Source organism: Cryobacterium algoritolerans (assembly GCF_004402785.1).
Taxonomy (GTDB): Bacteria; Actinomycetota; Actinomycetes; order Actinomycetales; family Microbacteriaceae; genus Cryobacterium; species Cryobacterium algoritolerans.
In genome coordinates, this window is the sequence record NZ_SOFP01000046.1 from 260,350 (window position 1) to 276,846 (window position 16,497).

Genomic DNA, 16,497 nt, shown 5'->3' on the forward strand with positions numbered 1-16,497 from the left:
GCAACCCTCTCCACCTCGTCTCAACGAACTACGGAACACATGCAGACTGCTGAAATTCGCGGGCGCTGGCTCGACTTCTTCGCCGATCGCGGGCACACCGTTGTCCCCTCCGCGTCGCTCGTGAGCGACGACCCCACACTGCTCTTCACTGTTGCCGGCATGGTGCCGTTCGTGCCGTACCTGACCGGTCTCGTGCCTGCCCCGTACCCGCGTGCGACCAGCGTGCAGAAGTGCATTCGCACCAACGACATCGAAGAGGTCGGCAAGACCCCGCGCCACGGAACGTTCTTTCAAATGAACGGCAACTTCTCGTTCGGCGACTACTTCAAGGAACAGGCGATCGGTTACGCCTGGGAGTTGTTGACGACGTCGGAAGCCGACGGCGGGTACGGGTTCGCCGAGAAGGACCTCTGGGTCACCGTCTACGAGGACGACGACGAGGCCTTCCGTTACTGGAGAGCACTCGGCCTGCCCGAGGGACGAATCCAGCGCCTCGGCATGGACACGAACTACTGGTCGACCGGCCAGCCCGGACCGGCCGGTCCCTGCTCCGAGATCTTCTTCGACCGGGGCCCGGCCTACGGCATCGACGGCGGCCCGGCCACCGACGACGACCGGTACGTCGAAATCTGGAACCTCGTCTTCATGCAGTACCTCCGCGGCGAGGGCACCGGCAAGAACGACTTCGTCATTCTCGGTGACCTTCCGAAGAAGAACATCGACACCGGCATGGGGCTCGAACGCGTCGCCTTCCTCAAGCAGGGTGTCGAAAACATGTACGAGATCGACCAGGTCCGCCCGGTTCTCGACCGCGCAGCCGAACTCTCCGGGCGCCGCTACGGCGCCTCCCACGACGACGACGTGCGGATGCGGATCGTCGCCGACCACGTGCGCTCCTCCCTGATGCTGATGAGCGACGGAGTCATGCCGTCCAACGAGGGCCGCGGCTACATCCTGCGCCGGCTGATGCGTCGCAGCGTGCGGGCGATGCGCCTCCTCGGCGTCGACACGGCGTCCTTCACCGAACTATTCCCGGCATCACGCGACGCAATGGCGAGCGCCTACCCCGAGGTCAAGGCCGACTTCTCTCGGATCAGCCAGGCCGCCTACGCCGAGGAAGCGACCTTCCTCCGCACGCTGGCCAGCGGCAGCAGCGTGCTCGACCTCGCCGTCGCCAAGACGAAGCAGGCCAACAAGAGCGTCCTCCCCGGCCAGACCGCCTTCCTCCTCCACGACACCTACGGGTTCCCGATCGAGATCACCCTCGAAATGGCCGAGGAAGCCGGGCTGAGCGTCAACCGGGATGCCTTCGACACCCTGATGAGCAAGCAGCGGGCCATGGCCAAGGCCGACGCGAAGGCGAAGAAAACGCACCTCGCGGACCTGTCCGTCTACAGCGCCTTCCGCGCCGAGGGTGAAACCACCTTCACCGGGTACGAGACACTGCAGACCGAGTCGACCGTGCTCGGCATTATCGTCGACGGCGTGTCCGTCACCAGCGCTGTGGCCGGCGAAATCGCCGAGGTGATCCTCGCCGAGACCGCACTCTACGCCGAATCGGGAGGCCAGGAGGCCGACGCCGGACTCATCGTCGGCACCGGCTACGAGCTCGAGGTCCTCGACGTGCAGAAGCCCGTCAAGGGCCTGATCAGCCACAAGGTCCAGGTCGCAAGCGGCGAGGTCGGCGTCGGCGACCAGGCAACCAGCGTGGTCGACCCCGACTGGCGCCGCGGCGCCCGGCAGGCGCACTCCGGTACCCACGTGCTGCACGCCGCCCTCCGCCAGGTGCTCGGCCCGAACGCCCACCAGTCCGGCTCGTACAACAAGGCCGGCTTCTTCCGCCTCGACTTCTCCTGGAACCAGGCGCTGTCCCCGGCGACGCGCAGCGAGATCGAGGAGATCTCCAACAACGCCATCCGCGACAACCTGCCGGTCACCACCAGGGAGCTGCCGCTGGCCGAAGCCAAGGCGCTCGGCGCCATGGCCCTGTTCAGCGAGAAGTACGGCGACCGTGTCCGCGTCGTCGACATCGGCGGCCCCTGGTCGCGGGAGCTGTGCGCCGGAACCCACGTCACGACGAGCGCCGAGATCGGCATGATCAGCCTGGTCAGCGAGGCATCCGTCGGCTCCACCAACCGGCGGGTCGAATCGCTCGTCGGCCTCGAGGCGTTCCGCGACCTCGCCGCCGAGCGTTCCATCGTGTCCCTCCTCACCTCGAGCCTCAAGACGCCGAAAGATCAACTGCCCGCGCGCATCAACGAACTGGTCCTGAATCTCAAGGCCGCCGAAAAGAAGATCGCCGTGTTCGAAGCCAGGGCGCTCACCGACAAGGTTCCAGCGCTGGTGGCCACCGCCGCGCGCGCCGGCTCTGTCATGGTGGTGGCCGAGAAACTCGGTACCCTGGGCTCCGCCGACGACCTGCGGATGCTGGTCACGGCCACCAGGGAACGCCTCGGCAGCGAACCTGCGGTCGTCGCCCTCGCTGCGGTGGTCGCCGACAAGCCGGTCGTCATCGTCGCCACCAATCAGGCCGCCCGGGACGCCGGCCAGCGGGCGGGTTCGCTCGCGAAGCAGGTCGCCGGGATCCTTGGCGGCGGCGGCGGCGGAAAAGATGACCTCGCCCAGGGTGGCGGCACGAATGTGGCAGCCATCCCGGCGGCCCTCTCCGCCGTTCGCACCACCGTCGCGGGCTGACCGGTGCGTCACGGCGTGCGCGTCGGGGTTGACGTCGGGACCACCCGGATCGGGCTGGCCAGGAGCGACCCGTACGGCATGCTCGCGACGCCGGTCGAGACCGTCAGCCGAGACCACTCAGGTACCACCGACGTGGTGCGGATCGTGGCCGTGGTGGCCGAACTCGACGCCATCGAGGTGGTGGTCGGACTACCTCTGGCCCTCTCCGGCAACCGGACGGCGTCAACCAACGACGCCGTCGGGTTCGCCGAGGTGCTCGCGCGGAGCCTGGCCGTGCCGGTGCGTCTGGTCGACGAACGCCTCTCCACCGTCGCCGCCCAGTCCGTGCTCCGGGCCGCCGGGCGGAAGGCGAAAACACAGCGCCCAGTGGTCGACCAGGTTGCCGCGACTATAATTCTCCAGCATGCCCTGGACACCGAACGTGCCCTCGGAAAGCCACCCGGCTCGCCCGTAGCTCCGACCGAAGGGCCGTAACCGTGTCGAATCTTCCCCCCGAGCCCGTTGATCCGCCGCGCGTACCCGACTCCGTTGACTGGGATGCGTTTCTCGGCGGACGGGCCCAGGGGGAGGACACGCCGGCGGCCGAACCGGTTCCCGCCGCAGCGCCGGTGACGGCCCTCCCGTCCAGGCGCGCCATCCGCGATTCGCACATCGGGGGCACCCGGTCCAGCCGGCGCACCCAGCTCGCCCCGCCGAGGGAGAAGCGCAGCCGGAAGGGTGCCTGGGGCTGCCTGGTTGTGCTCCTGGTCTTAGCCGGCCTCGTCGCCGGGGCGGCTGTGTTCCTGCAGGCGCCGATCGCCCAACTGGTCGCCACCGTGCAGGGCCCGGCCGATTACGCCGGCACCGGCACGAAGAAGGTCGTGTTCATGATCCACGACGGCGAGACCGGCCAGGACATCGCGCAGTCCCTGGCCGACCAGGACGTGGTGAAGAGTTTCGACGCGTTCTACGGTCTGCTGTTGAAGGAATCTCCGGCCCCGGTGTTCCAGCCCGGCGCCTACCAGCTCTCCGCGAAGATGAGCGCCCGGGCGGCACTGGGCGCCCTGGTGGACCCGGCTAACAAGCTCAAGCAAACGGTGGTGGTGCCGGAGGGCACCGCGGCCGTCGACGTGCTCCAGCTGATCAGCGAGGGCACGAGCCTGCCGCTGGCCGACCTCACGGCCGCCGCGGCAGACCGGGCCACCTTCGGGCTGCCCGGCGAGGCGACAACCCTCGAAGGCTTCTTGTTCCCCGCCACATACACCTTCCCACCCGGGGTGTCGGCGCATGACGCGGTCAAGACTCTCGTCGACCGTCAATTCAAGGCCCTTGACAGCGCCGGCGTCGCCCCGGCCGACCGGTGGCGAACCGTGGTGCTTGCCTCCCTGATCCAGCGTGAGGCCGGCCTCGCCCCGGACTACTACAAGGTTTCGCGGGTCTTCCTCAACCGGCTCGACCCGGCCAAGTGGGCGAGCGGGCTCCTCCAGTCCGACGCCACGGTGGCGTACGGCACCGGCAAGACCAACCTCGTGACCACGACGGATGCCGAACGCGCCGACACCGGAAACACCTACAACACCTATCTGCACCCCGGGCTCCCCGCCGGGCCGATCTCCAACCCGGGCGACCTCGCCATCGACGCGGCCCTGCACCCGGCGGACGGCAGTTGGCTGTTCTTCGTCACCTGGAACCTCGACACCGGTGAGACGATTTTCTCCACCACCGCGGACGAGCATGCGGCCGCCGTGGTGAAATGGCAGTCCTGGATGAAGGAGCACCCCGAATATGGTTGATTCCACCTCGTTCCCAGGCACCCCCGCCGGCACCCGGCTGGCCGTGCTCGGCTCGCCGATCGCCCACTCGCAGTCGCCGGCCCTGCACCGGGCCGCGTACGCGGCGCTCGGCCTCGACTGGGGCTACGACGCCATCGACGTCCCGGCCGGCAGCCTGGGCGAGTTCCTCGCCGATCTCGACTCCGACTGGCGAGGACTTTCCTTGACCATGCCTCTGAAACACGAGGTGCTCGGCCACCTGGCCGGCCTCGACCGGGTCGCGACCGTGACCGGCTCGGCGAACACCGTGTTGATCGGCCAGGTCGACGGCCGGCGCACGCTGCACGGCTTCAACACCGACGTCACCGGCCTGGTCAGGGCACTCGCCGAAGGCGGCATGCGGCGTGCCGGCCATGTGACCGTGCTCGGTGCCGGCGCGACCGCGGCCTCAGCGGTCGTCGCCGCCGCCGAACTGGGCGCCGAAGCGGTCGAGGTGCTCGCGCGCACCCCCGCGAAGGCAGCCCCGCTGGTCGAACTGGGCCGCAGCGTCGGGGTCGTCGTGACGCTCTCCTCCTGGGCCGGTGCCTCCGAGTCGGGCCGCACCAGCGACCTCGTGATCAGCACCCTTCCCGGTGGCGTCACCCCGCGGGACGACTTCCCCGTCGAGTTACGCAGCCAGGCGCTGCTCCTCGATGTGAGCTACTCGCCGTGGCCGAGCGCCCTGGCGTCGTCGTGGTTGGAGGCGGCAGGCACGGTGATCTCCGGACTGGAGTTGTTGCTGTACCAGGCCGTCGTGCAGGTTCGGATCTTCCTGAGCGGGGATCCGTTCGAACCGTTGCCCGGCGAGGACGCTGTGCTCGCCGCGATGCGCGGCGCGCTGAGCCGACAGCCTGTGAAAGAATAAAGGCATGCTTCGTTGGCTCACCGCCGGAGAGTCCCACGGTCCCGAACTCATCGCCATTGTCGAGGGTTTGCCCGCTGGGATCCCGGTTTCTCTTGATGCGATCCGCCTCGATCTTGCGCGCCGCAAACTCGGTTACGGCCGAGGTGCCCGGATGTCGTTCGAACAGGACGAACTCAACGTCTCCGGGGGAGTGCGGCACGGCTTCACCCTCGGTGGTCCGGTCGCCCTGCGGATCGGCAACACCGAATGGCCCAAGTGGGTCGAGGTGATGAGCCCCGAACCGGTGGACGCTTCGGCAACCACCCGCGGCCGCGGCGCCCCGCTCACCCGCCCCCGCCCCGGCCACGCCGACCTGACCGGGATGCAGAAATACGGCTTCGACGAGGCCCGCCCGGTGCTCGAACGCGCCAGCGCCCGGGAGACCGCCGCGAGGGTTGCCCTCGGCGCGATCGCCAGGTCCTTCCTCGCCGAACTCGGGATCACCCTGGTCAGCCACACCCTTGCGATCGGGCCGGTCCGCGTTCCGGAAGACTCACCGCTGCCGAGCGCCGCCGACGTCGACGTGCTCGACGCCGACCCACTGCGCTGCTTCGACGCCGCCACCTCGGCCCTGATGGTCGCCGAGGTCGACCTGGCGCACAAGGAGGGAGACACCCTCGGCGGTGTCGTCGAGGTGCTCGCCTACAACCTTCCCCCCGGACTCGGTTCGTTCGTGCACTGGGACCGTCGCCTCGACTCGCAGCTCGCGGCCGCGCTGATGGGCATCCAGGCGATCAAGGGAGTCGAGGTGGGCGACGGCTTCCTCACCACGACCCGCCGCGGCTCCGACGCCCACGACGAACTCGTCCAGGCCGACGGGGCCATCCAGCGCGTCAGCGACAGGGCCGGCGGCACGGAAGGCGGCATGAGCACCGGAACCGTGCTGCGTGTACGGGCGGGCATGAAACCGATCGCCACGATCCCGCGGGCTCTACGAACCGTCGACGTCGCCACCGGCGAGGCCGCCCCGGCGCACCACCAGCGGTCGGATGTCTGCGCCGTGCCGGCCGCCGGGGTGGTCGCCGAGGCCATGGTCGCGCTCGTGCTCGCCAACTCGGTGCTCGAGAAGTTCGGCGGCGACGCCCTCGAGGAGACCAGACGCAACCTGGAGTCCTACCTCGCGCACATTCCAGCGAACCTCAAAACGGGCGCGTCGAGCGACGCCTCCCTGTGAGCCGCCGGCGTGAGGCGACCCGGGCCGGGTCGGGGCGGAGAGCGTGACGGACCATCCGTTGCTGCCCCTGGTGCTGATCGGGCCGATGGCCTCCGGGAAATCGAAGGTGGGCCGCCGGGTCGCAAAAACCCTCGACCTGCCGTTCATCGACACCGACACCCGGATCGTTGCCGATCATGGTCCGATCCACGAGATTTTCGAGAGGCACGGCGAGGAGTACTTCCGGGCGCTGGAACGCCAGGCCGTCGCCGACGCCGTCGCCGAGGACGCCGTGGTGTCCCTCGGTGGCGGAGCCGTGCTCGACCCTGCCACCCAGGCCGCCCTCTCCCGGTGCACCGTCATCTACCTGAGCGTGTCAGCCAATGCCGTCAGGGCCCGCATCGGCGGCAGGAAACGTCCGCTGCTGAAGGACGGCCTCACCGACTGGAAACGCATCTATGCCGAACGTCGGCCCCTCTACGAAGCCCTGGCGAACACGAGCTTCGACACCTCACACCGACCGCTTGACGTCATCGCCAGAGACGTCGTGAAATGGGTAAGAAAGAGATCGTGACCGGAATAACTGTGCCAGAATCCACCGACCCGACCCCCGAAGCCGCGGCAAGGACGGTGATCAGGGTGAGCGGCACCGAACCCTACCCGGTGCTCGTGGGCCGAGGCCTCGTCGCCGACGTCAGCGAACAGCTCGGCGACACGGTCGCCAAGGTGCTGATCGTGCACACCTCCACCCTCGGCGCCAGGGCCGTCGCCCTGCGCGAGAGCCTTCTCGGCCGTTACGAGGTGCTGATCGCCGAGGTGCCCGACGCCGAGGCCGCGAAACGGGTCGAGGTGGCCGCGTTCTGTTGGCAGGTGATGGGCCAGGCCGACTTCAGCCGCACGGATGCCGTGATCGGTTTCGGTGGCGGCGCCGTCACCGACCTGGCCGGTTTCGTCGCCGCCACCTGGTTGCGAGGGGTTCGTCTCGTGCAGGTCCCGACCAGCGTGCTCGGTATGGTCGACGCCGCCGTCGGCGGCAAGAACGGCATCAACACCGCCGAGGGCAAGAACCTGGTCGGCACGTTCTACGCCCCGGCAGCAGTGGTGTGCGACCTCGACATCCTCGACGATCTCCCGCGCAACGAGCTCCTGGCGGGTTTCGCCGAGATCGTCAAGGCCGGGTTCATCCAGGTCCCGGAGATACTGGACATCATCGAAGCGGACGTCGCCGCGGTGACCGACCCGACGACACCGCAGTTCCGTCGGGTGCTCGAGCTGGCGATCGGGATGAAGGCTCGCGTCGTGGGCGAGGACTTCAAGGAATCCGGGCTGCGCGAGATCCTGAACTACGGCCACACGCTGGGCCACGCCGTCGAGCATGCGGAACGTTACGGCTGGCGTCACGGGGCTGCCGTCGCCGTGGGGATGATGTTCGCCGCCGAGCTGGCCCGGCTGAGCGGGCGGCTCTCGGACGAGGCCGTGGACCGGCACCGGAGCATCCTCGAATCGCTGACCCTGCCGACGAGCTACCCGGTCGGCCGCTGGAGCACCCTTCTGGCCACCATGCAACGGGACAAGAAGACCCGCAGCGGAATGCTGAGGTTCATCGTGCTCGACGACGTCGGCAAGCCGACCGTGCTCGAAGGACCGGACTCGTCGCTCTTGTTCGCTGCGTACCAGGAGATCGGGTCCTGACCTGCGCCTGATCTCGTGGGCGGTGCGGGCATTCGACCAGGTGTGCCTAGAATGACAATTGACCGGGAGATATTCTTCGGTCGCCCCTGACCAGAGCCGATCGGAGGTGGGAATGACGAGTCCGTGGACCGTCGATTCGATCGGCGAACCAGGTCCCGAGTTGTTCGTGAAACTGGAACAGGCGCACGAGGCCGCGCTCACCGACCGGATCGTTAGATCCGGCGTGCGCCGGCTGGTGCAGGAGTCCTGGGACAGGTCGCTCACCCTCCGCCTCGACCCGTCAAAGCTGGCCCCGGAGCGCGAGGTCAGCGCCGGGGAACTCCGGGATCTGCGCGACCGACATCCGTTGGCCGCCGTGCTGCCCGTCGTGCACAACCTTCTGATCCGGCATGCCTTCGCCTCCGGCCTGATCGTGGCCATCGGTGACGAACGCGGCCGCCTGCTCTGGATCGACGGCGACCGCGTCGTTCGGCGCAAGGCCGAGGAAATGCTGTTCGTTGAGGGTTCCGACTGGTCAGAGCGGCGGGTCGGCACCAGCGCGCCCGGCACGGCGCTGGCCCTGGACCATGGAATCCAGATCCAGCGCGCCGAGCACTTCAGCCAGCTCGCGCATCCGTGGAGCTGCACCGCTGTACCGATCCACGACCCCGACACGGGAGCGATCCTGGGTGTCATCGACATCACCGGCGGTGCGGAGGCGGTGGCGCCGCAGACCCTCCCACTGGTGGAGGCCGCCGTGGCAGCGATGGAGGCCGAGCTGCGGATCCAGCGGCTGAGCCGCCCGGCCGGCCGACCCAGGGTGGCCAGGTCCCCCACCGTTTCCGTGACCACGGCGGCACCCGGGCCGGCGCCGCTGCGCGCCGTACCCGCGCGCCTGGACGTACTCGGCCGCGATCACGGGCGACTCGAAAACGGGGCAACCTCCGCCGTGATCAGCCCGCGGCACGCCGAGATCCTCACCCTGCTCGCGTGGAATCGCGACGGCCTATCCGCCGACCGTCTCTCGGTGCTGCTGACCGACCAGTCGGACTCCGTGGACAACCTCCGCGCCGAGATGGTGCGGTTGCGCCGGGTGCTCGGGCAGGCGACCCCGCCGATCGGCATCGCCTCCCGGCCGTACCGCCTCGAGTCGGCCGTCGACCTCGACGCCCTCCGAGTGCTCGCACTGCTCGAGCGAGGCGCGCACCGGGTTGCGCTTGGGGCCTACCGGGGACCGGTGTTGCCCAGTTCGACGGCGCCCGGCATCGTCGACATCCGGGCCGAAGTCAGTGCACGGCTCCGGGAGGCGATGCTCACCGACGCCTCGGCCGAGCTGCTGCTCGAGTACGCGCGCACCGACGAGGCCACCTACGACAGCGAGGTGTGGCGGGCGTGCCTCGAGCTGCTGCCCGCGCGGTCGCCCAAGCGGGCGTCCGCCGTGGCCAGGCTGAAGCGGATCGAGGCGGAACTCGACCCCGCAGGCTCGGCGGGCGAGGCCCGCAACCCGCCGCTACGGTGAAGCAACCTTTCCTTTCCTAGGCTCGACGCCAGGTCCGCAGCACGCGGTACCCACCGACAATGTCGTCGACGAGGAGAGAACATGACCGTCTATTCCAAGCCCGGAACACCAGGCTCGCTAGTCACCTTCAAGACCCGGTATGAGAACTGGATCAACGGCGGGTGGGTCAAGCCCGTCAAGGGCCAATACTTCGAGGACATCTCCCCGGTCGACGGCAAACCGTTCGCCGAGGTTGCCCGCGGAACGGCCGAAGACATTGAACTGGCCCTCGACGCCGCCCACCGGGCCGCACCAGCCTGGGGCAAGACCAGCGCCACCGAGCGCGCGGCGGTGCTCAACAGGATCGCGGACGTCATCGACGCCAACCTCGAACTGCTCGCCGTCGCCGAAACGTGGGACAACGGCAAGCCGATCCGGGAACCGCTGAACGCCGACCTGCCCCTCGCATCCGACCACTTCCGCTACTTCGCCGCCGCGATCCGATCTCAGGACGGCGACCACGCCGAGCTCGACAACGACACCGTGTCGTACCAGTTTCACGAACCGCTCGGCGTCGTCGGCCAGATCATCCCCTGGAACTTCCCGATCCTGATGGCCGTCTGGAAGCTGGCCCCCGCCCTTGCCGCGGGGAACGCGATCGTGTTGAAACCGGCCGAGCAGACTCCCGTGTCCATTATGGTGCTGATCGAGCTGATCGGGGACATCCTGCCGCCCGGGGTGCTCAACATCGTCAACGGCTTCGGCCTGGAGGCCGGCAAGCCGCTCGCGTCGTCGCCGCGCATCCGCAAGATCGCCTTCACAGGGGAGACCACCACCGGCCGGTTGATCCTGCAGTACGCCAGCGCGAACATCATCCCCGCCACCGTCGAACTGGGCGGGAAGAGCGCGAACATCTTCTTCAGCGACGTCGCCCAGGAGCAGGACAGCTTCTATGACAAGGCGCAGGAGGGCTTCGTGCTCTTCGCCTTCAACCAGGGCGAGGTGTGCACCGCCCCCAGCCGGGCGCTGCTGCAGAAGCCGATCTACGAAAGCTTCCTCTCCACCGCCGTCGAGCGCACCCGGAAGGCGATCCAGGGCAACCCGCTCGACACCGACACCCAGGTCGGCGCGCAGGCCAGCAACGACCAGCTCGAGAAGATCCTCTCCTACATCGACATCGGTAAGCAGGAGGGCGCCCGGGTGGCGCTCGGCGGCGAGCGGGTCGACCTCGGCGGTGACCTCAGCGGCGGTTTCTACGTGGAGCCGACGATCTTCGAGGGCAACAACAAGATGCGCATCTTCCAGGAGGAGATTTTCGGCCCGGTGCTCGCCGTGACGAGCTTCACCGACTACGAAGACGCCATCTCCATCGCCAACGACAACCTCTACGGGCTCGGCGCCGGCGTCTGGTCGCGGAACGGCAACGTGGCCTACCGGGCAGGACGGGACATCCAGGCCGGCCGCGTCTGGATCAACAACTACCACCACTACCCGGCCGGCGCCGCGTTCGGCGGGTACAAGAGCTCCGGCATCGGCCGTGAGAACAACAAGCTGGCCCTCGGCCACTACCAGCAGACGAAGAACCTGCTCGTGTCGTACTCCGAGAAGCCGCTCGGCTTCTTCTAACCAAAGCCAACTGCCCAACCGATGCAGTGCCGGGCAGGGCCACCGACCAACCGGTCGTCGGCCCTGCCCGGTTCCACCTCGCAACACGAATTCACGAAGGAGCACCCGACCATGTCCGAACCAGCATCAACGGCCACCGTCGTCGGCACCATCACGGTGCCGGGGGAGAACCTTCCCCGGGTCGAACTCAGCACCACGGCCGTCTCCACCCTCCGGGAGCTGTGGGAGGACTTCGGGCCACTGATGTTTCACCAGTCCGGCGGCTGCTGTGACGGTAGTTCGCCGATGTGTTTCCCTGCCGGGGAGTTCATCACCTCCGACCGGGACGTACTCCTCGGCCGCCTCGACATCGCCCCGGCCGGTGCAGAGCCTCAATGGATCGATTTCTGGATCTCTGCCGAGCAGTTCGAGTACTGGAGCCACACCTTCCTCACCGTTGACGTCGTCCCCGGCCGGGGGAGCGGTTTCTCGGTGGAGGCACCCCGCGGGGTGAGGTTCCTGATCCGGTCGCGCCTGATGGACTCGTTCGCCTGACCCTGTTCGCCCGGTTCTCCTCGGCAGGACGCCGACGGGGGCAACCCTGTGCACAGCCGCGTCGCCGCGCCGCGCAGGGGACATTCTGATCGGCATGACCCGCTCGCTCCGCATCGAAGACTCCGCCCCGGTGACGACCATGGCGGAGGCGCGAGAGCGGGTGCGCGACCTTGTGGGGCACGCGGTCCAGCCCCAGCTCTGGTTCATGCTGCTCGACCGCCACGGCCGCCAGCTACCACTGCTGATCCCGGTGGACGGCATCCCGCTGCGCCCCGAGTCGGGACGTCTGACCGTGCTGGCGGCAAGGCTGAACGATCTCCTCGCCGAGCTCGCCCCCGGCGGCAGCGTCATCGTCACCCTCGAACGGCCGGGCTCGGCCGCCCTGACGCCTCCCGACCAGGCCTGGGCAGGGGAGCTGGCCAAGGCCTTCGGCACGGTCGTGAAGATCACGGGCATGTTCGTGGCGCACGACGACGGCGTCTGCGAACTGCGGGCGTGATCCAGGTCCCCGCGCCCCTCGACTATTCTGGGGACGTGAACGAGACCTTGCCCCCGTGCCCTGAATGCTCCAGCGACCTCACCTATGAGATGGGTGCGCTCCTGGTCTGCCCGCTCTGCGCGCACGAATGGACCCCCGAGCACGACGACGACGCCGAACCGGCCGGGGATGCCGTGATCACGGATGCGTTCGGCACGGTGCTGGCCGATGGGGACACCGTCACGGTGATCAAGGACCTCAAGGTCAAGGGCAGTTCGAGCGTGATCAAGGTCGGCACCAAGGTGCGCGGAATCCGCCTGGTCGACGGCGTCGGCGACCACGACATCGACTGCAAGGTGGACGGCGTCGGCTCGATGCAGCTCAAATCCAGCCTGGTGAAGAAGGTCTGACCTCTAGGCTGGGTGGATGAGCACAGTCCTCGTCCTGAACGGTCCGAACCTGGGGCGCCTCGGCAGCCGCGAACCCGACGTGTACGGTTCGGCGAACCTCGAGCAGCTGCGCACCATGCTCACCCAGGCGGCCCCGGAGGAGGTCACGGTCGACGTGCGTCAGACCGACGACGAGGCCGAACTGATCCACTGGCTTTATGAGGCCGTCGACGAGCGGATCCCGGTCATTCTGAACCCCGCCGCGTTCACCCACTACAGCTATGCGCTGCGGGACGCCGCCGCCCTTGTCACCAAGGCGGGCATCACCCTGATCGAGGTGCACCTTTCCAACCCGCACGCGCGGGAAACCTTCCGTCACACCAGCGTGGTCAGCGCCGTCGCGACCGGCGTGATCGCCGGATTCGGGTTCGACTCCTACCGGCTCGCACTGGACTTCATCACCCGCTCTCCGTGATGCCGGCCGCCGACCGCGACAGGCCGGACGTTCCCTTTGGCGCATGGCCCAGGGCCAACTACACTCGTCTGGGGCCGTTTCGGCCGCGCACCTTCCTAATTGAACTAATTGAACGGAAATCCTTTCCATGGCATCAACCGCCGATATCCGCAATGGCGTCGTCCTCAACATCGATGGCCAGCTGTGGGCAGTCACCGATTTCCAGCACGTCAAGCCGGGCAAGGGCGGTGCCTTCGTTCGCACCAAACTGAAGAACGTCGTCACCGGCAAGACCGTCGACCGCACCTTCAACGCCGGTGCCAAGATCGAGACCGAGAACGTTGATCGCCAGGACTTCCAGTACCTGTACGCCGACGGCGACTCCTACGTCTTCATGGACGTCTCCGACTTCGACCAGCTGCACGTCCCGGCCGTCGTCGTCGGCGACGCGGTGAACTTCATGCTGGAGAACCAGAACGTGACCATCGCCCTGCACAACGGCAACCCGCTCTACGTGGAGCTGCCGGCATCCGTGGTGCTCGAGATCACGTACACCGAGCCGGGGCTCCAGGGCGACCGTTCCACCGGCGGCACCAAGCCCGCCACTGTGGAGACCGGTTTCCAGATCCAGGTGCCGTTGTTCCTCGAGCAGGGTACCCGCGTCAAGGTCGACACCCGCACCGGTGACTATCTGGGCCGCGTCAACTAGTGAGCGCACGGACCAAGGCACGCAAGCGCGCCCTCGACATCCTCTACGCCGCCGATGTGCGCCAGACGACCATCCCGGAGTCGCTCGCCGTCGAAGCCGAACGGGCCGCGAATGAGCCCGCGCGGATGGCCTCCTGGTTGTACGCCCGTGACATCGTCGACGGGGTCGTCGAGCACCGCGAGGAGATTGACGAACTGATCGAAACGTACTCGCAGGGCTGGTCCCTGGCCAGGATGCCCACCGTCGACCGCGCAATCCTGCGCATCGGAATCTGGGAGATTCTCTTCAACGACGCCGTGCCGCACGCGGTTGCCATCGACGAGGCGGTCGAGTCCGCGAAGATCCTGTCCACGGATGACTCCGCCGGCTTCGTGAACGGACTGCTCGGCCGGATCGCCCAAACCGCTCCAACCGTGTAGCGCTTCAAGGGGGACAACAATGACCACCGACCCGACGGACCAGCCACAGGGGAACCCGGACAAACCCGAGGGCGTCCCGGACGTCCCGGCTTGGGCCCAGGACGGTTCGGAGGTCCCGGCATCGCCTTTCTCGCCGGTCGCCCCGGTCAGCCCGGTCAGCCCGGTCGGGCCGGGCTTCGAGCCGCACTCAAAGGCCAATCCGGTGTTCCCGCAGACCTACGGCCAGCAGCCGTATTCCGCGGTACCGAAGACCAACACACTGGCGCTCGTGTCGCTCGTGTCGTCGTTCTTCGTCTCCCTCGTCGCGGTCATCACCGGCCACATCGCCCTCGGCCAGATCAAGCAGCGCGGCGAAGCCGGCCGCGGCCTCGCCCTCGCCGGCCTGATCATCGGCTACGTCGGCATTGCCACCACGGCCCTGTTCCTGGTGCTCGCCGTCGCCTTCGCGGCGACGTTCGGCGCCATCATCGCGGCCGTCGCCGGCGGTGCCGCAGGCCCGTTCCCGACCGTCTCCGACACGCCCTCCGAAGCACCCGCCGACTCCTCGTCCCCAACCGGCCAGGTGGGCGCCGCCGACTTCGACGCGGGATACCTCGCTGTCGGCACCGGGCCGAAGACCGTCGACGTCTACTTCGACCCGATGTGCCCGTACTGCAAACAGTTCGAGGACGCCAACGGCGCCCAACTGAGCGCCGCGGTCGACGCAAACGCCATCACCCTGCGGCTGCACGCGCTGACCTTCCTCGACCCGGCGTCGCAGGGCACCGACTACTCCTCGCGGGCATCCGCCGCCCTCACCTGCCAGGCCACCCTGCGCCCCGAGTCCACCCTCGACTACCTGGCCGCTCTGTACACGCACCAGCCGGCCGAGAACTCTCCCGGCTTCACCGACGACCAACTGGTCGCGCTCCAGGGTTCCGACATCGACTTCACGGACTGCGTGGCGAGCGATCGCTACCTCGCCTGGTCGCAGGACAACACGAAGACGGCCCTGAACGGGCCGATCCCCGACGCGGAGATCTACTCGATCCAGGGCACACCCACTGTCCTGGTGGACGGTGCACAGTACCTGGGAGCCATCGACGATCCGCAGGAGTTCGCAGCGTTCGTCGCCGGCCGAATGTAGTTCCGGCTCATGTTGCGCGTCGTCCCGCAGAAACTCGGGGGCGACGAGCCGTGGAAATCCAGCCTGCTGATCCGTCGTACTGGGCGGCGATCACGGGAGCAAACCGGTCGGGGCGGTGATCCCAGATCGCCACCGCACGCTTCATGGTGGCTCCGGACGCGCGGGGGCAGGGCGTCGGCCGCACCCTGGGAGTCCACGTGGTCGACGTGGCCAGGTCGCGCCGCCATCGCGCCATCCACCATCCAGCTCAATGCCGTCGTCGAAACGCGCGGGCCTGCGGATTGTGGCACGGTCTCGGCTGTGAGGTGATCGGCACCGTTCCTGGAGCGTTCGAGCCCGACCCCGCGGCCGCCCGGCCGCTGTAGCGCGGCCGCAGCGGGCGTCGAACCCCGGCGTGCGTCGCTGACTAGTCGTCGTGGCTCTGCTGGTGGTCCCGGCTGGACATCCCGGAAGCGATGTACACCGTCCGGTTCGCCGCCGGTTGGATGAGCACGGTCGGGTCTGCGCAATCCTCTGGCACCGCGATGGTGGCGGCGATTCGACCGTCGCCGGCCGAGCTCAGAGAGAAGGGATCGGTGGATTCACCGACGGTGCCGCTGCAGACGAGGGTGGCGACGACGGATGCGACCGGGTTGACCCCGGTGCCGCGTGGCGGCGGAATCACGAGTCCGCGAATGTTCACCCTGATCCGCCCGTCCTCACTCACGATCGCCGTACTCCGGTCATTCACCCAGGGCGCACCCCCGGGGTTGATGCCGGCGATGACCGGGCTCGCCGGAGCCGGCTGGCTTCCCAGGAGGTGGACACGCACGACGGAGTGGCCGCCGCGAGAATCGTCGCCGGTGTCGGCAAGGGCCGGCCCGACGGAGAATGCGGTGAGGGTAAGGGCGGTTGCGGTGGCCGCGGTGAGTATCCGGCCTGTTCGAGTGAGGTGCACGATCGTCTCCTGTGTCGCTTGCACTGAGCAGGCCCGGATCCGGAACCCGATACTGATAACAACGATGCAGAGGGTCTCTCGGTTCAACTCCGCGGCAACCAGGATCCGCCTGAGG

The 16,497-nt window shown here is 68.1% G+C and carries 18 protein-coding genes; 17 read left to right on the plus strand and 1 reads right to left on the minus strand.

Translation table 11 applies throughout. The features are described 5' to 3' along the window. Positions 1-39: 39 nt before the first annotated feature. From alaS to E3O19_RS18830, 17 genes are all read left to right on the plus strand, one after another. The gene (alaS, locus tag E3O19_RS09735; RefSeq protein ID WP_134567112.1) at positions 40-2,694 is read left to right on the plus strand and encodes an alanine--tRNA ligase; all 2,655 of its coding nucleotides are present in this window, start codon (positions 40-42) and stop codon (positions 2,692-2,694) included. 3 nt (positions 2,695-2,697) lie between these two features. Beyond that, a complete protein-coding gene (gene ruvX, locus E3O19_RS09740) occupies positions 2,698-3,168 on the plus strand; it encodes a Holliday junction resolvase RuvX (RefSeq protein WP_174776914.1) in 471 nt (156 codons plus the stop codon). Positions 3,169-3,170: 2 nt separating this feature from the next. After that, positions 3,171-4,466: an endolytic transglycosylase MltG gene (gene mltG, locus E3O19_RS09745; RefSeq protein WP_134567114.1), complete on the plus strand. Its 1,296-nt coding sequence runs from the start codon at positions 3,171-3,173 to the stop codon at positions 4,464-4,466. Beyond that, positions 4,459-5,349 (plus strand): shikimate dehydrogenase, encoded by an 891-nt coding sequence (locus E3O19_RS09750; RefSeq protein ID WP_134567115.1) that lies wholly within the window; start codon positions 4,459-4,461, stop codon positions 5,347-5,349. The genes mltG and E3O19_RS09750 overlap by 8 nt, the downstream gene beginning before the upstream one ends. Positions 5,350-5,353: 4 nt before the next feature. Continuing rightward, positions 5,354-6,562, plus strand: coding sequence for a chorismate synthase (gene aroC, locus E3O19_RS09755; RefSeq protein ID WP_134567116.1), 1,209 nt, complete (start codon positions 5,354-5,356; stop codon positions 6,560-6,562). Between the two features lie 43 nt (positions 6,563-6,605). Next, positions 6,606-7,115: a shikimate kinase gene (locus E3O19_RS09760; protein WP_420898601.1), complete on the plus strand. Its 510-nt coding sequence runs from the start codon at positions 6,606-6,608 to the stop codon at positions 7,113-7,115. Next, complete coding sequence (gene aroB, locus E3O19_RS09765) at positions 7,112-8,233, plus strand: 3-dehydroquinate synthase (RefSeq protein WP_420898602.1); 1,122 nt, start codon at positions 7,112-7,114, stop codon at positions 8,231-8,233. Before E3O19_RS09760 ends, aroB begins: the two co-directional genes overlap by 4 nt. A gap of 112 nt (positions 8,234-8,345) precedes the next feature. Continuing rightward, positions 8,346-9,731, plus strand: a complete 1,386-nt coding sequence (locus E3O19_RS09770; RefSeq protein WP_134567118.1) for a sigma-54-dependent transcriptional regulator family protein — start codon at positions 8,346-8,348, stop codon at positions 9,729-9,731. Positions 9,732-9,812: 81 nt separating this feature from the next. Then, entirely contained in the window at positions 9,813-11,336 is a 1,524-nt protein-coding gene (gene exaC / locus E3O19_RS09775) for an acetaldehyde dehydrogenase ExaC (protein ID WP_134567119.1), read from the plus strand. A gap of 111 nt (positions 11,337-11,447) precedes the next feature. After that, positions 11,448-11,870 (plus strand): DUF779 domain-containing protein, encoded by a 423-nt coding sequence (locus E3O19_RS09780; protein ID WP_134567120.1) that lies wholly within the window; start codon positions 11,448-11,450, stop codon positions 11,868-11,870. Positions 11,871-11,964: 94 nt separating this feature from the next. After that, on the plus strand, positions 11,965-12,369 hold the full coding sequence (locus E3O19_RS09785; protein ID WP_134567121.1) for a hypothetical protein: 405 nt from the start codon (positions 11,965-11,967) through the stop codon (positions 12,367-12,369). 35 nt (positions 12,370-12,404) lie between these two features. Then, a complete protein-coding gene (locus tag E3O19_RS09790) occupies positions 12,405-12,758 on the plus strand; it encodes a zinc ribbon domain-containing protein YjdM (RefSeq protein ID WP_134567122.1) in 354 nt (117 codons plus the stop codon). Between the two features lie 16 nt (positions 12,759-12,774). Next, positions 12,775-13,212, plus strand: coding sequence for a type II 3-dehydroquinate dehydratase (locus E3O19_RS09795; protein ID WP_134567123.1), 438 nt, complete (start codon positions 12,775-12,777; stop codon positions 13,210-13,212). A gap of 127 nt (positions 13,213-13,339) precedes the next feature. Next, positions 13,340-13,900: an elongation factor P gene (gene efp / locus E3O19_RS09800; protein ID WP_104100509.1), complete on the plus strand. Its 561-nt coding sequence runs from the start codon at positions 13,340-13,342 to the stop codon at positions 13,898-13,900. Further along, on the plus strand, positions 13,900-14,319 hold the full coding sequence (gene nusB / locus E3O19_RS09805; RefSeq protein WP_134567124.1) for a transcription antitermination factor NusB: 420 nt from the start codon (positions 13,900-13,902) through the stop codon (positions 14,317-14,319). The genes efp and nusB overlap by 1 nt, the downstream gene beginning before the upstream one ends. Positions 14,320-14,338: 19 nt before the next feature. Further along, positions 14,339-15,445 carry a DUF4190 domain-containing protein gene (locus E3O19_RS09810; RefSeq protein WP_134567125.1) on the plus strand — a complete coding sequence of 369 codons (1,107 nt, stop codon included), beginning with the start codon at positions 14,339-14,341 and terminating at the stop codon, positions 15,443-15,445. A 143-nt stretch (positions 15,446-15,588) separates the two neighbouring features. Continuing rightward, complete coding sequence (locus tag E3O19_RS18830) at positions 15,589-15,810, plus strand: GNAT family N-acetyltransferase (RefSeq protein ID WP_134567126.1); 222 nt, start codon at positions 15,589-15,591, stop codon at positions 15,808-15,810. A 41-nt stretch (positions 15,811-15,851) separates the two neighbouring features. On the opposite strand, the gene E3O19_RS09820 is transcribed toward E3O19_RS18830, so the two are convergent. After that, a complete protein-coding gene (locus E3O19_RS09820) occupies positions 15,852-16,382 on the minus strand; it encodes a hypothetical protein (protein WP_134567127.1) in 531 nt (176 codons plus the stop codon). Positions 16,383-16,497: the final 115 nt, after the last annotated feature.